The 15,618-nt window shown below is 66.5% G+C and carries 14 protein-coding genes; 1 reads left to right on the forward strand and 13 read right to left on the reverse strand.

Annotated elements, in window-relative coordinates:
* Positions 1-151: 151 nt before the first annotated feature.
* From BM244_RS07905 to hisG, 7 genes are all read right to left on the reverse strand, one after another.
* On the reverse strand, positions 152-1,672 hold the full coding sequence (locus tag BM244_RS07905) for a DNA methyltransferase (protein WP_254784343.1): 1,521 nt from the start codon (positions 1,670-1,672) through the stop codon (positions 152-154).
* Between the two features lie 65 nt (positions 1,673-1,737).
* A complete protein-coding gene (locus tag BM244_RS07910; RefSeq protein WP_254784344.1) occupies positions 1,738-3,744 on the reverse strand; it encodes an alpha/beta hydrolase family protein in 2,007 nt (668 codons plus the stop codon).
* 243 nt (positions 3,745-3,987) lie between these two features.
* Positions 3,988-6,144 (reverse strand): sodium-translocating pyrophosphatase, encoded by a 2,157-nt coding sequence (locus tag BM244_RS07915; protein ID WP_093398421.1) that lies wholly within the window; start codon positions 6,142-6,144, stop codon positions 3,988-3,990.
* A 91-nt stretch (positions 6,145-6,235) separates the two neighbouring features.
* A complete protein-coding gene (gene thiL / locus BM244_RS07920) occupies positions 6,236-7,129 on the reverse strand; it encodes a thiamine-phosphate kinase (protein ID WP_093398422.1) in 894 nt (297 codons plus the stop codon).
* A 114-nt stretch (positions 7,130-7,243) separates the two neighbouring features.
* Complete coding sequence (nusB, locus tag BM244_RS07925; RefSeq protein ID WP_093398423.1) at positions 7,244-7,699, reverse strand: transcription antitermination factor NusB; 456 nt, start codon at positions 7,697-7,699, stop codon at positions 7,244-7,246.
* A gap of 213 nt (positions 7,700-7,912) precedes the next feature.
* The gene (hisD, locus tag BM244_RS07930) at positions 7,913-9,208 is read right to left on the reverse strand and encodes a histidinol dehydrogenase (RefSeq protein ID WP_093398424.1); all 1,296 of its coding nucleotides are present in this window, start codon (positions 9,206-9,208) and stop codon (positions 7,913-7,915) included.
* A 124-nt stretch (positions 9,209-9,332) separates the two neighbouring features.
* Complete coding sequence (gene hisG, locus BM244_RS07935; RefSeq protein WP_254784345.1) at positions 9,333-9,998, reverse strand: ATP phosphoribosyltransferase; 666 nt, start codon at positions 9,996-9,998, stop codon at positions 9,333-9,335.
* Between the two features lie 46 nt (positions 9,999-10,044).
* Here hisG and BM244_RS07940 point away from each other — a divergent pair, with 46 nt between their 5' ends.
* Positions 10,045-11,145, forward strand: a complete 1,101-nt coding sequence (locus BM244_RS07940) for a DUF2332 domain-containing protein (protein ID WP_093398425.1) — start codon at positions 10,045-10,047, stop codon at positions 11,143-11,145.
* Between the two features lie 60 nt (positions 11,146-11,205).
* Here BM244_RS07940 and BM244_RS07945 read toward each other — a convergent pair whose 3' ends face one another.
* The 6 genes from BM244_RS07945 to BM244_RS07970 form a co-directional block, all read right to left on the reverse strand.
* Positions 11,206-11,685, reverse strand: coding sequence for an RcnB family protein (locus tag BM244_RS07945; RefSeq protein WP_093398426.1), 480 nt, complete (start codon positions 11,683-11,685; stop codon positions 11,206-11,208).
* Between the two features lie 293 nt (positions 11,686-11,978).
* A complete protein-coding gene (locus BM244_RS07950) occupies positions 11,979-12,851 on the reverse strand; it encodes an alpha/beta fold hydrolase (RefSeq protein WP_093398427.1) in 873 nt (290 codons plus the stop codon).
* Positions 12,852-13,081: 230 nt separating this feature from the next.
* Positions 13,082-13,981: a pirin family protein gene (locus BM244_RS07955; RefSeq protein WP_093398428.1), complete on the reverse strand. Its 900-nt coding sequence runs from the start codon at positions 13,979-13,981 to the stop codon at positions 13,082-13,084.
* Between the two features lie 4 nt (positions 13,982-13,985).
* On the reverse strand, positions 13,986-14,438 hold the full coding sequence (locus BM244_RS07960; RefSeq protein WP_093398429.1) for an NUDIX hydrolase: 453 nt from the start codon (positions 14,436-14,438) through the stop codon (positions 13,986-13,988).
* A gap of 145 nt (positions 14,439-14,583) precedes the next feature.
* Positions 14,584-15,291, reverse strand: a complete 708-nt coding sequence (locus tag BM244_RS07965; RefSeq protein WP_093398430.1) for a glutathione S-transferase — start codon at positions 15,289-15,291, stop codon at positions 14,584-14,586.
* Complete coding sequence (locus BM244_RS07970) at positions 15,291-15,578, reverse strand: BolA family protein (protein WP_093398431.1); 288 nt, start codon at positions 15,576-15,578, stop codon at positions 15,291-15,293. Before BM244_RS07970 ends, BM244_RS07965 begins: the two co-directional genes overlap by 1 nt.
* Positions 15,579-15,618 lie beyond the last annotated feature (40 nt).

Raw genomic sequence — 15,618 nt, forward strand, 5'->3', positions numbered from 1 at the left:
ATCGTGTCCGGCATGATGGAAACAAGGGCTTATTCCTTGTCCATCCCGGCGGGGGGCGGGGACCCGGGTCGTCTACGGTCCATGATCGATCGCGAGGCCAGTCGGTATGGGTTCCCCCCTTCGAGGTAATGACGACGACGGGGTAGTCGGTTCACAGCAAGCTCGGTTGATAAGCCGTCGCCTCGCGTGCGGCGCGGCGGAAGGCGGCGCGGTCGACATTGGGAATACGTGGTCGCTTGCCCTGAAACAGGTCGGCGAGCGTCAGGATCTGGAGCTTCGGAAACGCCTCATCGACGCCCGCGCGGTAGATGCCGACCGCGGCGGCGCGGCGCTCCATCTCGCGCGTCGGCCTAGCGTTCATGATGAGGATGCCGATCGGTGCCTTCTCGCGCGCGATCGTCGCGGCGAGCGTCTCGACCATCGCAGTGTCGGGGTTGAGACCACCCTTAACCGACACGATCGCGCGGTGCGTGACCATCTTGCCGGATACCGGATCGTGATCGTTGAAGTAGATGAGCCCGTCGATCCCGCCGTCCGCGCCTTTCTTCCTGCCGCCGAACGGCAGCGCATCGACCATCGAGACCGCCCACCACTGGAACTGGTATTTGTCGCGCAGCGCGAGGTCGTACGCGGAGGCGAGGTCTTTCGGCGTGCCCTCGACGGTGAAGGTGACGCCGGGAAACGCGTCCTTCATCCGCTTTTCGATCAGCGAGATGGCGAGATGCGTCACGTCGATCCCGATCCATTGCCGCTTGAGCTTTTCCGCGGCGTGCACGGCGGTGCCACAGCCACAGAACGGGTCGAGCACCACGTCGCCTTCGTTCGACGAAGCAGTGATGATCCGCTCCAGCAACGCCGAGGGTTTCTGCGTCGGATACCCGAGGCGCTCCTTGGACGACGCATTGATGATCGGAATGTCCCACCAGTCGCCCAGCCTGACTCCGTCGGCGAGATAGATGCGGTAGGGTTCGGCGTCCTTGCGTTTCTGCCAGCGGAACCAGCGGCCGTCATCGTCCTGCCGGTAGTGCGAATCCTTCTTGCCGGAGGTCTCGCCATACGGCACGCGGATGTCGTTGAAGCGCCGCTGGTCGGTCTTGCCATAGAACAGCAGCGTGTCGTGGAGCCGCTGGAACCGGTTGCTGGCCGCGGTGTAGCGCCGGTAGCACCAGACGATCTCGTTCGCGATCTGGCGCTTGCCGAAGATCGCGTCGAGCAGCAGCTTCAGGTAATGGATCGCGGTCGGATCGCAGTGGAGATACAGGCTGCCGGTCGGCTTCAGCACGCGGTGCAGCTCGAGCAGGCGGACCGCCATCATCGCCAGATACGCCATCATGTCGTTATCGCCGAGGAACCCGCGCATCGCGTTCAACAGGTCGAAGGCCTTGGTGCTACCGCTTCGCGCGACCTGATCGAAGGCGTCCTCGGCCGTCTCGTTCCAATGCCATGTATCCTCGAACGCCTCGATCTGCGCGTTCGAGGACTTGCCGTCGGGCTCCTTGAACAGGATTCCGTAATTGGCGTTAGAATTGAACGGCGGATCCAGATAGATCAGGTCGACGCTTTCGTCGGCGACCTCCTTGCGGAGGACGGCGAGGTTGTCGCCGTAGAAGAGGTGATTCTCGGGCCAGTTGCGCATCAGATAGAATGCGAGGACAAATCGGCGTTCGTCCAAGCGAGATGCATCCGTAGTCGGCGGGTTTGCTCCGTTGCGGAGTTTTTCCGTGCCGTATCCTTGCGCTAAGCCGGATTATACTTTGCCAGGAACGCACCCATCGCCTTCAGGAACTCGAGCCGGTCCTCCGCACGCGTGAAGTGGTGATCGCCAAGGGGCTGTTCGATATAGTCGTATGGCTTGCCTGCTTCCTTCAACGCCGCCGCCATCATCCGCGATTGCTTCACGGGCACGCGCTTGTCTTCCTTGCCGTGCAGCAGAAGGATCGGGATCGAGAAGTTGGCGGCCCCGAAACGCGGCGAAACGCTGCGATAATCGGGCGCCTGCTTCTTCAGCCAGTCGCCGCGCGTCTTCCCGTACAGGAACTTGCCGTCGTAGCGCTGCATCGCCTGCAGATCCGACACGCCGGCATAGGAGATCGCGCACCGATAAGGTGCCGCGTCGCCGGTGCCGTTCCGCTGTGCCGCGCGCATCGCCGCATAACCGCCATAGGATGCGCCGGCCATGCACACGCGCTTCGGATCGGCGATGCCCTGCTTGGCCAGGTGCGTGATCGCATCGTCGAGATCGTCCTGCATCTTCAGGCCCCACTGTCCCTCGCCGAGCTTGGCGAAACTGGTCCCGTAGCCGGACGAGCCACGATAGTTCGGCTGGACGACGGCATAGCCGGTTTCCGCCAGATACTGCGTCCACCAGTCCCAGTCCTCGGAATCGCGCGCGAAGGGGCCGCCGTGCGGCAAGACGATCAGTGGCAGGTTCTTGGGACTGTGTCCGCGTGGCAAGGTCAGCAGTGCCTCGATCTCGACCCCGTCGCGCGCCTTGTACCGGATCGTCGACACCGGCGACAAACTCCGCGCCTTCAGCACGTCGTTTTGCCAGGCATAGCGCTGCATCGATCCCCTCGCGGGATCGTAGAAATACAAGGCACCGGCCTGCGACGGCGAGCCGACCTGCACCAGGAATTTGGATCGGGTGCGATCCCAGGAGACGATGCGCGCACGACGCTCGCCGACCGCCTTGTCGACCGAGTCCTGGATTTCTTTCAGCTTGGGGTTCAGCCAGAGCGTGTGGCCGAAGTGATCGGTAACGGTGATGCCGTCGATATCGTCGCCGGTCGCGTTCTCGATCACGCCATCGACGTCGTAGCCATCCGCGCCGTATAGTTTCTTGCCCAGCTTCAGGTCGGGCAGCGACACTTCGAACACCTCGTCGCGCCCGCCCGAATCGTCCGTCGCGATGGCGGTGCCGTCGGCGCGAAACGTCAGCGGGATGACGATGTCCTGCTTGCCGCGTGCCGATGCGATGACCTTGAACGGATCGCGGTTGGTGCTGCGGTACAGCATTGCGCCTTTGCGGCTCTCATCGCTGTAGCGATACCCCATCCGGACCACCCCGGCGCCATCGGCATACCAGTCGAAGACGTCGGCCTGGCTGCCGGCGACGGTCTTGGTCTTGCCGGTCGACAGGTCCACCTCGGAGACCTGGGGATACCATTGGCTCTCGCTCTCGATCCCGGTCTGGCGCGACAGCAGCACGCGCGGCGTCCCGTCTTTCGCCACCCAGAGGATGTCGTCCGCCCGGACGCCCGAATGCGTCCAGTCGATCCGGTTGACCTTGGTCATGTCGGCTTTGACGCCCAGCGTGCGCGTGACGTAGATTTCTTCGCCGTACAGCATGTCCTGCGATCCGATGCCGACCGCCAGCCAGTCGTCACCGGCCCAGCGCCACCAGTTGATGTCGACCGTCGCCCCGACCTTGATCGCGACGACCTTGCCGCCGGGGAACAGCGGCGCGACGACCAGCACCTGCGCGCCGTTGAGCGCCATCTTCGCGGCGATGCGCTTGCCGTCGGGCGAAAGCTTGGGATTGGCGATACCGGGGAGCTTGGCGAAGGTTTCGACGGAAACCGGTCCCGCAGCCTCCGCCGTCTTGGGCGCCGCCGCCGTCTTGGGCGCAGCCTCCGCCGTCTTCGGCGTGGCGGTGGAGGAGGGCAGTGCGGTCTGTGCCGCCACGATCGCCGGTATCATCGCACCGGTCAGCAAAGCCACCCGCCACATCGTCGGCCACGTCATCGACAGTCTCCCCCTGGCCATTCCCCAATGGCCGTCCGCACAGAGTATCGCGTTCGGGGGCAAGGGCAATAGGCGGGCGACCGTTGCATCCTGGCGCACCGTCGAACTCGGTCGGATTTGAGTGAGATCAGCGCACCGGGCACCGTCCTGCTGTCCTGCCGCAGCATATGGACATGCGAGGATGGGCAGTAACGGGTCGTCGAGCGAGCCGCGTGGCTCGACCACTCGACGACCCGGTTCGGATCAGGTCACCCCGCCGCCGGCCAGCGCCGCGAGCAACAAGAGCGCGACGATGTTGGTGATCTTGATCATCGGGTTCACCGCGGGGCCGGCGGTGTCCTTGTAGGGATCGCCGACCGTGTCGCCGGTGATCGCGGCCTTGTGCGCCTCGCTGCCCTTGCCGCCGTGGTTGCCGTCCTCGATGTATTTCTTGGCGTTATCCCAGGCGCCGCCGCCGCTCGTCATCGAGATCGCGACGAACAGGCCGGAGACGATCACGCCCAGCAGCATCGCGCCGAGCGAAGCGAAGCCGGCGGCCTGGCCGGCGACCGCGGTGATGATGAAATACACGGCGAGGGGGCTCAGGACGGGGAGAAGCGAGGGGACGATCATCTCGCGGATCGCCGCCTTGGTGACGAGATCGACCGTCCGTGCGTAGTCGGGGCGGCTGGTGCCTAGCATGATGCCGGGGTTGTTGCGGAACTGCTCGCGGACTTCCTCGACGACCGCACCGGCTGCACGACCGACCGCAGTCATCCCGAACGCGCCGAACAGGTACGGGAGCAGCGCGCCGAGCAGCAGGCCGACGATGACGTACGGGTTCGACAGGCTGAAATCGACCGTGACATCGGGGAAGTACGTCGCGAGATCGGTGGTGTACGCACCGAACAGGACGAGCGCGGCGAGCCCGGCCGAGCCGATCGCATAGCCCTTGGTGACGGCCTTGGTGGTGTTGCCGACCGCGTCGAGCGCGTCGGTGCGCTGGCGAACATCGTCGGGGAGGCCGGCCATCTCGGCGATCCCGCCGGCGTTGTCGGTGACGGGACCATAGGCGTCGAGCGCGACGACCATGCCGGCCTGGGCGAGCATCGCCGTTGCCGCAAACGCAATGCCGATGATCCCGGCCAGCTGGTAGGCGACGATCACCGCGACGACGATCACCAGCGTCGGCAGCGCGGTGGATTCGAGGCTTATGGCCAGGCCTTGAATGACGTTGGTGCCGTGGCCGGTCTCCGACGCTTTGGCGATCGACTTGACCGGGCGGTGGTTGGTACCGGTGTAATATTCGGTGATCCACACGATCAGCCCGGTGACGACGAGCCCGATCATCATCGACCAGAACAGGTCCATGCCGGTGAAGCTCTGCGTCAGCGACGGCGCGGCCTGCGTCGTCAGGTCGTCGGTCGCGGGATCGAGGAAGCCGGCGCCGCCGATCACGCGGTGCAGGTCGCCGAGCACGTAGCGCGTGGCGAGGTAGATCGCCGGGATCGACAGGATCGTCGAGGTGAAGAAGCCCTTGTAGAGCGCGCCCATGATGCTACCGCCACCGAGCCGCACCATGTAGGTGCCGATGATCGAGGTGACGATGCACACGCCGCCAACGAGCAGCGGGAGCGTCATCAGCCGCATCAGCTCGGCGCCGCTCGCCTGGATCAGCAGCGCGATCGAGATCATCGTGACGCCCAGCGTGACGACGTAGGTCTCGAACAGATCGGCTGCCATGCCCGCGCAGTCGCCGACATTGTCGCCGACGTTGTCCGCGATCACGGCGGGGTTGCGGGGGTCGTCCTCGGGGATGCCGGCCTCGACCTTGCCGACCAAATCCGCGCCGACGTCCGCCGCCTTGGTAAAGATGCCGCCGCCCAATCGCGCGAAGATCGAGATCAGCGATGCGCCGAACGCGAGTGCGGTGAGTGCCTCGACGATGATCCGGTCGTTGGGTGCATGACCCGCGGGTCCGGTGAGATACCAGAAGAACGCACTGATCGCGAGCAGGCCGAGGCCCGCCACGAGCATGCCGGTGACGGCGCCCGATCGGAACGCCATCGTCAGCCCGGCCTGCAACGAGGAGCGCGCGGCCTCGGCGGTGCGGACGTTGGCGCGGACCGAGATGTTCATGCCGACATAGCCGGCGACGCCCGAGAGCACCGCGCCGATGACGAAGCCGACCGTCGAGATCATACCAAGCGTGAACAGCAGGATCGCCGCGACGATGACGCCGACGATCGCGATCGTGGTGTATTGCCGCCCGAGATACGCCTTCGCGCCTTCCTGGATGGCGGCGGCGATGTCCTGCATCTTTGCGTTGCCGGGGGAGGCCGCGAGCACCTGTCGACTGGTGACGAAACCATATAGGACGGCGATGACGCCGCAGATCATGGCCAAATAGACGGTCGTCATACGGCGCTATCCCTCTTGTCAGGTCCTCTCCGGTCCCGGCTTTGCCGAGTCCCGATGTAAGGAACTTATCAGTGCAGGGGCATTGCGCAAGTTATCCTCGGGGGACGTGCTCATAGCCTAGACTTGTCGGAAGCGGGACGGGGGTGCCCGAGTCGTGGAGAGTGAGCCCCGAGCCGGCCGAGAACGCACCAATGCGAGTGGCGTCCGTGACGAAATCTTGCGGTGCAGCAAAGAGGAGTTGGTAGTCGTCGCCCGCGGTGGCTGCGGCGAGCGGGTCGCCCGAGAAGGTACGATAGGCGTCGGAGAGGGGGATGCGCGCAAGGTCGATGCTGACGGCGAGATTGCTGGCCTGTGCCATGCGGGACGCGTCGATGAGCAGGCCGTCGGATACGTCCATCATCGCATGGACGTGGGGGGCGAGGATGCGGCCGTCGGCGAGCCGTGGCTGCGGGCGCCGGTACGCGGCGAGAAGTTCGGCAGGGCCTTCCGCGCCGAGCGCGATGGCTAGCCCCGCGCCCGCGTCGCCGATCGTGCCAGTTACGTAGAGTGCATCGCCGTCGTGTGCGCCGCTTCGGGCAGGCGCCGCGCCGTTGCTGCCGAACGCGGTGACGGTCAGGATACGCGGAGCGTTGGCGGGGAGCGTGACGGTGTCGCCGCCGATGATCCTGGTGTCGAACGCGGTCAGGACCTCGGCCAGCCCTTCGAGAAACGCGCGGTCCCACGCGTCATCGCCAAGCGGGTAGTTGAGAAGGATGCCTTCGGGTTTGGCACCCTTGGCGGCGAGATCGGAGAGGTTGGTGGCGACCAGTTTCCACGCGACGTCCTGTGCGGGGTCGGTCGGGAGGAAGTGCACGCGTTCGACCAGCGTGTCGGTGGTGACGACGAGCGGGCCTGTGTCGAGCAGCGCAGTGTCGTCGTTCAGGCCCCGCGCCGCCGAGTGCAGCGGGAGATGGCGGAGAGCGGCAATGAACTCGGCTTCGGTCATTCTCTGCTCCCTCTCCCCTCCGGGGAGAGGGCTGGGGTGAGGGGCTGTTCCAGGCGCCGCACTGCTTGGCTGCCCCTCACCCCGACCCTCTCCCCGGAGGGGAGAGGGAGTCCGTCAGCTACGCACGTCTTTTGCGATACCGTCGAGCAGGCCGTTCACGAACCCCGACTCCCGCTTGTCGTAGAACGCATGTGCAACGTCGACATATTCGCTGATCACCGCGGCGACGGGCACGTCCTTGCGCGCCAGCAGCTCATACGTGCCGACGCGGATGATCGCCTTCATCGGCTTGTCGAGCCGGGCGAGCGTCCAGCCCTTGGCGAGCTTGCCCTCGATCAGCACGTCGATCTCGCCCGCGCGGGCGTTCGCACCGGTCACGAGGTCGTCGAAGAAATCGACGTCGGCCTCGGCATATTCGACGTCTTCGATCGTCGCGCCGAGGCGGTGCTGGTGGAATTCGTTGAGCAAGACGGGCATAGCGGTGCCCTCCATCTCGTGCTGGTAAGTCGCCTGGACGGCGGCGAGGCGAGCGGCGGCACGCGCCTTGGTGCGGGGGGCGGTTCGAGTCATAAGCGGTTGCCTGTAGGCGCGGGGGGCGTGCGTGTCAGCCCTTTGCGTTTTCGGGCGTGTTGGCAGAGAAGATTGGTTCGCGCAGAGGCGCAGAGAGCGCGGAGCTGTATCGCTCGCCGCGGAGCGGCCCCCTCATCACCCGCCCATGAGGGGGTCGAAGCGGCTCCGCCGCGCACAACACCTCTGCGCTCTCTGCGCCTCTGCGCGAACACACTAACTGTTAAGGCGAAGCCGCAGCGCCACTGATTTTGCGTGTGCCGGAAGACCCTCGGCGTTGGCCAGTGCAACCGTCGCAGGCCCGAGTTCGCGCAAGGCCGCTTCGTCCAACGCCAGGAAACTGGTGCGCTTCATGAAGTCGAGCACCGACAGCCCGCTCGCAAAGCGCGCGCGGCGGCCGGTGGGGAGGACGTGGTTCGGGCCGGCGACGTAATCGCCGATTGCCTCGGGGGTGTAGCGGCCGAGGAACACCGAGCCGGCGTGGCGGATGCTGTCGAAGAAGCCTTGCGGGTCGGGGATCGCCAGCTGGAGATGCTCGGCGGCGAGGCGGTCGACCAGCGGGATCGCTTCCGCCAGCGTGTCGACGACGACGATCGCGCCGTTCGTGTCCCACGCGACACGCGCGACGGCTTCGGTAGCGAGCTCGCGCAACTGGCGGTCGACGGCGTCCGCGACCTTGTCGGCGAAGACAGCATCGTCGGTGAACAGGATCGACTGCGTGGTCACATCGTGCTCGGCCTGGCTGAGCAAGTCGGCGGCGGTCCATTCGGGGTCGTTGAGCGCATCCGCGACGACGACGATCTCGGACGGGCCGGCGACCATGTCGATGCCGACGACGCCGTAGACCTGGCGCTTGGCCTCGGCGACCCAGGCGTTGCCGGGGCCGGTGACGACGTCGACCGGCTCGATCCGACCTGCGCCATAGGCGAGCGCCGCGACAGCCTGCGCGCCGCCGACGCGCCACACTTCGTCAACGCCGGCGAGGTGCGCTGCGGCAAGGACGAGCGGGTTGATCTGGCCATCGGGGGTCGGCGTCACCATCGCGAGACGGCCGACGCCGGCGACCTTCGCGGGGATCGCGTTCATCAACAGCGACGAGGGGTAGGCAGCGCGTCCACCGGGGACGTAGATGCCGGCTGCGTCGACGGGGAGCCAGCGTGCGCCGAGTCTTACACCCGCGGAGTCGACCGAGTCGCTGTCGAGCGGACGCTGTTTCTCGTGGTACGCGCGGATGCGGGTGGCGGCGAGTTCGAGCGCGGTGCGGAGGTCGGGGTCGAGCGCGTCGAACGCGGCCTTGCAGTCGGCGGCGTCGATCTGCCAGCCGGTGGTTTCAGGGTCGTGGCGGTCGTGCTTCTGCGTGAGGTCACGGAGCGCGGTTTCGCCTTCGCGGCGGACCGCGGCGATGATCGCGGCGACGTCCTGGGTGACGCCCGCGTCGGACTCGCGGCGGTCTTCGACCAGCGCGGTGAAGCGGGTCGTGAAGTCCGCGTCGCTGGTGGAGAGACGGATCACATTCCCCTCCCGCTTGCGGGAGGGGTTAGGGGAGGGAACGACATAGCCTCGCACGGTACGATCGGGGAAGGCGTGCCCTCCCCCGACCCCTCCCGCATGCGGGAGGGGAGCAGAAGGTAGGCGCTCATGCCGCAATCTCCTGCTCGACGGCGCGACGGAATGCCTCGACCAACGGGACCACCCGGCTGCGCGTCTTCATCGCGGCGCGGTTGACGACCAGGCGGCTGGTGACCTCCATGATCGTCTCGACCTCGACGAGGCCGTTCTCGAGCAGCGTGCGGCCGGACGAAACGAGGTCGACGATGCGTGGCGCGAGACCCAGCGTTGGCGCTAGTTCCATAGCGCCGTTGAGCTTCACGCACTCCGCCTGCACGCCCCGCGACGCGAAATGCGCCGCGGTGACATGTGGGTATTTGGTCGCCACGCGGACGTGGCTCCAGCCGCGCGGATCGTCCTGCGCTGCCATCTCGGCAGGCTCGGCGACCGACAGCCGGCAATGGCCGATGCCGAGATCGACCGGCGCGTACAGTTCCGAATAGCCGAATTCCGCGATCACGTCCGACCCGACGATGCCGAGTTGCGCCGCCCCGTGCGCGACGAAGGTGGCGACGTCGAACGCGCGCACGCGGATCAGCGAGATCGCCGGATCGTTGGTCGCGAACCGGAGTGCGCGGCTGTTCTCGTCCGAGAACGACGCTTCGGGATGCACCCCGGCGCGCGCGAGCAGCGGAAGGGCCTCGGCGAGGATACGTCCCTTGGGGACGGCGATGATGATCTGGGAGTCGGGCACGCGCCGGGCTTTACGGGTGGGGCTTGGCGGGTGCAACAACCTGCATATGGCAAATGAACCGGCGAACCGCGCATGCTTCGACATCCAGGCGGGCTATTGCGCCGCGATGGATGCGCCGATCACCGCGCGGGTCTGCACTGCGCTGGCGACCGCGGTGGACCGCGAAAGCGAGACGGGGCGGCGGGTGCTAGACTGGGCGGGCGAGCCGGTGGCCGATGCGCTCGCGTTGCGGCTGGTCGGCGGGTTGCATGCGCTGCACCGGGCGGGTGTCGATCCGATGCTTTCTGCGGTGTTCTCCGGGGCGGAAACCGATCCGGTACGTATCTGCGCGACCTTGCAGGCGACGCTCGTCGCCCATGATGCAGCGGTGTTGCCCTGGCTCGACGGGCCGCCGCAGACCAACGAGGCGGCGCGGTCCGCGGGGATGATGACTGGGATACTCCATCTGGCGGCACGGTACGGGGCGCGGTTCGAGGTGCTGGAGATCGGATCGAGTGCGGGGTTGAACCTGCTGATCGATCGCTATCGGTTCGATCTGGGCGGCGTGATGGTCGGGCCCGCGGCATCGCCGGTGACGATCTGCCCAGACTGGCGGGGGGCGCCGTCGCCCGTCGCACCGGTCGAGATCGGATCGACTCGCGGCGTCGATATCCAGCCGGTGGACGTCGCCGATCCGGTCGCGGCGGCAAGGCTGGAGGCGTATGTCTGGGTCGATGCGGTCGAGCGCCAGGCGCGGCTCGCCTCGGCGATCGCGATGGTGCGCGCGGGTGGCGTCGATCTCGCAAAGGGCGACGCGGCGGACTGGGTCGAGGCGCGGTTGGCCGAACCGCAGCCGGCGGGGACGACGCGCGTCCTGATGCATTCGGTAGTGTGGCAATATCTGCCGCCGGCGTCTCGCGAACGGATCCGGGTGGCGATGGATGCGGCGGGGGCTCGGGCGACGGCGGAGCGGCGGCTCGGCTGGGTGATGATGGAGCCGAACCGCGATCTGCATCGGCATGAAGTGCGGGTGCGCGGCTGGCCGGGCGAGCAGGCGATGGAACTGGTCGCGCTGACGCATGCGCACGGCGCGTGGGTCGAGGGATTGTCGCCGCCGTACGAGACGCGCGATTACGTCATGCGGCGCGGCGCGTACGAAAAGGACTGACGCGCCGGATACGCGTGCGGCCCGGGATCGCTCCCGGGCCGCCGAACTTGGTGGAAGGTCTTAGTAGAAGAAGCCGTTGTTGACCTGCACGACGCGGCCGGAGCGGGTGTCGACCAGAACGACGTCACGACCATAGCGGACCCAACGCTGATAGCCGTAGGCCGGGCGCGACAGGCGGTAGGTCTGGTAGTCGTTCACCCAATAGTTGCGGCCGTAGTATTCCGGCGCGAACCGGTATCCGACGCTGACCGGGCGATAGCGATAACCGCGCGGACCGGCATAGGCCGGACGGCGATAGAGGTTACCGTGCGTGCGACGGTAGTCGCGCCAGTCCTCGCGCGCCTCGCGGCGGTCCTCGCGCAGTTCCTGGCGGGCTTCGCGGACATCGCCGCGGTCGCCGTAGCGGCGCGCGCGATCGAGGTCGCGACGGCTCTCGCGGATTTCGCGCTGGTCGCGGCGAACCTCGCCGTAGCTCTGCGCGGTCGCGACGGTGGGGACGAGGGTGGCGGCGGCTACGGCCGCAAGGATCATCTTACGCATGATTGCTCTCCTGTTTCGACGCCGGATCAACGGCATGGACGGGGTTTTGCTCCCCCGGCGCTGAACGATCGCCGAATGTGGTCGTCAGGATTTAGACAGGTGGAGGGGGTGCAGAATTATAGGCGGACATGCGCTGGGGGACACGCACCCCCCCGGCGAAGGCCGGGGTCCAATTGGAGAGGTTGCAGTAACGTAGCGCCGTCCCGAGTTACGACCGTCCCCCAATTGGGGCCCGGCCTTCGCCGGGGGGTGTCCTGGCCAAAGGGTACGTACGTCGCTGAGCGATGATCGTGTCAGACACCCCAACGGCGCATCGCAGCGATCACAGCGTCGGGTTTCTGCCACGGCACGAAATGCCCCGCGTCGATCTTCTCGATCGTGAGGTCGGGCACATAGGCGGCGAGGTCGAGCTGGCTGGGCAGCAAGGCGCTGTCCTGCATCCCCCAGATCACCAGCACCGGCATCTTGGTCGGCGGAAACGGCGCGTCGAGAAAGGCGGGGCGGGGCGGGGTCTCGTCCATCGCGGGGACGACGATCGCGCTCGCGCGGTACCAGTTGAGCATGCCGGTGATCGCGCCGGGCTGGCCCCATTCGTCGAGATAGGCGGCCTTGTCCTCGGCCATCGCGGCAAGATCGGCGTGCTTCGAGAAACTGGTGTCGAAGAAGGTTTCGAGCCCGATCGACTCGACATGCTTTTCGAGATCGGGATTGCGGAAGGCGCGGATATACTGGCTCGCGGCGCGCTGTTCGAGATCGTCGAACATGGTCCGCTGGAAGACGAGCGGGTGGGGCGCGTTGATGATGACGAGCTTGGCGATGCGCTCGGGGTGGCGCAGCGCGGCCATCCACGCGACCGCGCCGCCCCAGTCGTGGCCGACCAGCGTGAAGCGATCGATCTCGAGGTGGTCGGCGAGTGCGATCAGGTCGGCGACGATCTTGTCCGGGGTGTAGCTCTCGACGCCGTCCGGCTTGGCCGAGCGTGCGAACCCGCGTTGGTCGGGGGCGATCACGTAATGGTCGCGGGCGAGGTCCGGGGCGATGTCGCGCCACGTACGGTGCGATTCGGGGAAGCCGTGGAGCAGGATGACGGGCGGGTTCGCGGGGTTGCCGCTGATCGCGACGTCGAGTTCGACGCCCGTGGATAGAGCGATGCGTTGCAGTGTCATTATTCCCCTCCCGCTTGCGGGAGGGGTCAGGGGAGGGCCTGCCCGTCGCGCTGCCCTTGGATCATGCCCTCCCCCGACCCCTCCCGCAAGCGGGAGGGGAGCATAAGGTGTGTCCTCCCCTCCCGCTTGCGGGAGGGGTCGGGGGAGGGCTCGCGGCTAGTCACAAGCGGATCGCTCGTTGTGAGCGCGTGCCCACCCCCTACCCCCTCCCGTAAACGGGAGGAGAGGAGTCACGGATAGCTCACCGTCTTCGGCACCGCCGGAATCTCGATCCATTCCTTCTCGTCGCCGGGCACTTTCGGGAAGTTGCCCGCATTCCAGTCGCGTTTCGCCTGTTCGATGCGGTCGCGGTTCGAGCTGACGAAGTTCCACCAGACGTGGCGTGGCGTCGTGAACGCATCGCCGCCGCAGAGCATCGCACGGCCGCCATGCGCAGACCGCAGCGTCGCCGAGATACCGGGGCGCAGGACGTAGAGGACTTGCGGTTCGAGGGGTACGCCTTCCAGCGTCGCCTCGCCCATCGCAAGATAGATCGCGCGCTCTTCCGCCGCCGCGTCGATCGGCACGCTCGCGCCTGGATCTAGCGCGATGTCGGCGTAGATCGTCCCCGAATAGGTCGTGGTCGGCGCGGTCTGGCCCCATAGGCTGCCCATGATGATCCGCGAGCGTACGCCGTGTGCCTCGATCGTCGGCAGCTGCGCCTTGGTGACGTGCTCGAACGCGGGGTCGATCTCCTCGACCGCCTCGGGCATCGCCAGCCAGGTCTGGATGCCCGACAGGTTCGGCCCTTCCGCACGCTCGTCGCCGGGCGAGCGTTCGGAATGGACGATTCCGTGGCCCGCGGTCATCAGATTGACCGCGCCCGGCTCGATCCGTGCCTGCGTGCCGAGCGAATCGCGGTGGTCGATCGCGCCGTCGAACAGGTATGTGACGGTCGACAGGTTGATATGCGGATGCGGACGCACGTCGATGCCCTGGCCCACGTCGAGATGCGCCGGGCCCATCTGGTCGAAGAACAGGAACGGGCCGACCATCGTCCGCTCCTTGTTCGGCAGCGTGCGGTGGACCTTGAAGCCGCCGAGATCGTGCGTCGACGGCAGGATGCTCTGGAGGACGAAATCATCGAGCATGGCGTTATCCCTTGGCAGGTTCCGTGGCGTCGAGCAGTTCGACCAGGTCTGCTGGATAGAGCGTTTCGTGGAAGCCCGCGATGTCGTTTCGGGAAAACCAGCGGTGACCGACGAGCAGTTGCTTCTCCTGTTCGGTGAGATTGCCCGCCTTCACGTCGCAGGTATCGACGTCGATCCGGAAATAGCGTTCGTCCGCGGTGACCTCTGTGCCCTCGAAGGTGCGGAAGTCGACGACGCGGCGCGCGACTTCGGGGCCGCAGTCGATGTCGAGGCCGACTTCCTCCCAGAGTTCGCGGCGTGCGGCGGCGGCGAAGCTCTCGCCGGGATCGACTGCGCCGCCGGGGGTGCACCATAGCGGCGGGCGGTCGGCCGGGGTGAAGCGGAACATCAACACGCGGTCCTCGCCGTCGACGAGAAGTATCCTAGCTGCCGGGCGCGGGGTCCTCACAACCGGCACCTCCCCGGCGAAGGCCGGGGTCCAGTTGGAAAGGTCGATATGGCGACGGGCTGCCCATCGTTACCCCTGTCTCCCACCTGGACCCCGGCCTTCGCCGGGGAGGTGCTGGTCGACGAGGTGATGATTGTGAAGAGGCTGCCAAGCCTCATTCCGCATCCAGTTCGGGATAGGCGCGGAAGATGCCGTCGGTGTTGAAGGCGAGGCGACGGTCGCTCTTGAAATACGCCTTGATGCCCGGCAGTTCCGCGACCTGATCGTGGATACGGATTAGGGTCGGATAGTCGGGTTCGAGCGTCTTCATCCGCTTGGGGAACATGTAGCGCAGCCCCTCGATCACCTGGAACAGCGAAGTATCGGCGTAGGTCCACTTGTGGTCGATCAGCCAGTCGCCGGGATTTGCCTGTGCCGCATCCTCGAAATGGCCGAAATACTTCGGCATCCGCTCTTCGCGGAACTGCTTGGCGGCGCGCTCGGCCTCGGGCTTCTGGTCGTCGTAATAGTCCATCATCGCGACCGGATGGTGGACGTTGTGGACCTCCGCGACGAGGTCGGCGATCGTCAGCTGGAGCTGGTTGAGCCAAAGCCGGTCCGCCATGTTCGACGGCGCGAGGCCGTGACGCTCGCCGAGATACATCAGGATGTTGGCGACCTGCGCGATTACGAGGCCGTCAAGTTCGAGATAGGGCGGCGCGAACGGGGTGCGGCCGGTGCGGTCGTTAAGATCGGTCATGAGGCCTTCTTCGCCTACGCCGCGCGCGCAATCCTCATAAGCGATCTCGGCGCCTTCGAGCGCGAGCCGGACGAACTCGCCGCGACCTTGGATGGAGGGCCAGTACCAGAGCTTGTACGCCATCAGATCTCCCCGGGTGCGCGGGCCTTGATGGCGAGCGCGTGTATCTTCGTGCTCAACAGTTCGGCGAGCGCCTGGTTCACGAGCCGCTGGCGGGCGACGCGATTAAGGCCTTCGAACTGCGGGGTTTCCACTTCGACGCGGAAATGCGTCTCGCCGGTGCCGTCGTCGCCCATGTGGCCGGCGTGCAAGCCGCTCTCGTTGACGACGGTCAGCTGCGTCGGGGCGAGTGTCGCGGTGAGGCGGGCGGTGATCTGGTCCTGTACGGAGCCGGTGGCGAGGTCTGTCATGCTCCCTATATAGCCCGTTTTGAAAAGCGCGGGGAGCCGG

The organism is Sphingomonas sp. OK281, from assembly GCF_900115295.1.
In the GTDB taxonomy this organism is placed as follows: Bacteria; Pseudomonadota; Alphaproteobacteria; order Sphingomonadales; family Sphingomonadaceae; genus Sphingomonas.

Coding starts and splice junctions, on each gene's coding strand:
- BM244_RS07910 (WP_254784344.1), bottom strand. CDS start 3,744: ATGACGTGGCCGACGATGTGGCGGGTGGCTTTGCTGACCGGTGCGATG.
- BM244_RS07915 (WP_093398421.1), bottom strand. CDS start 6,144: ATGACGACCGTCTATTTGGCCATGATCTGCGGCGTCATCGCCGTCCTA.
- thiL (WP_093398422.1), bottom strand. CDS start 7,129: ATGACCGAAGCCGAGTTCATTGCCGCTCTCCGCCATCTCCCGCTGCAC.
- nusB (WP_093398423.1), bottom strand. CDS start 7,699: ATGACTCGAACCGCCCCCCGCACCAAGGCGCGTGCCGCCGCTCGCCTC.
- BM244_RS07940 (WP_093398425.1), top strand. CDS start 10,045: ATGGCAAATGAACCGGCGAACCGCGCATGCTTCGACATCCAGGCGGGC.
- BM244_RS07945 (WP_093398426.1), bottom strand. CDS start 11,685: ATGCGTAAGATGATCCTTGCGGCCGTAGCCGCCGCCACCCTCGTCCCC.
- BM244_RS07950 (WP_093398427.1), bottom strand. CDS start 12,851: ATGACACTGCAACGCATCGCTCTATCCACGGGCGTCGAACTCGACGTC.
- BM244_RS07955 (WP_093398428.1), bottom strand. CDS start 13,981: ATGCTCGATGATTTCGTCCTCCAGAGCATCCTGCCGTCGACGCACGAT.
- BM244_RS07965 (WP_093398430.1), bottom strand. CDS start 15,291: ATGGCGTACAAGCTCTGGTACTGGCCCTCCATCCAAGGTCGCGGCGAG.
- BM244_RS07970 (WP_093398431.1), bottom strand. CDS start 15,578: ATGACAGACCTCGCCACCGGCTCCGTACAGGACCAGATCACCGCCCGC.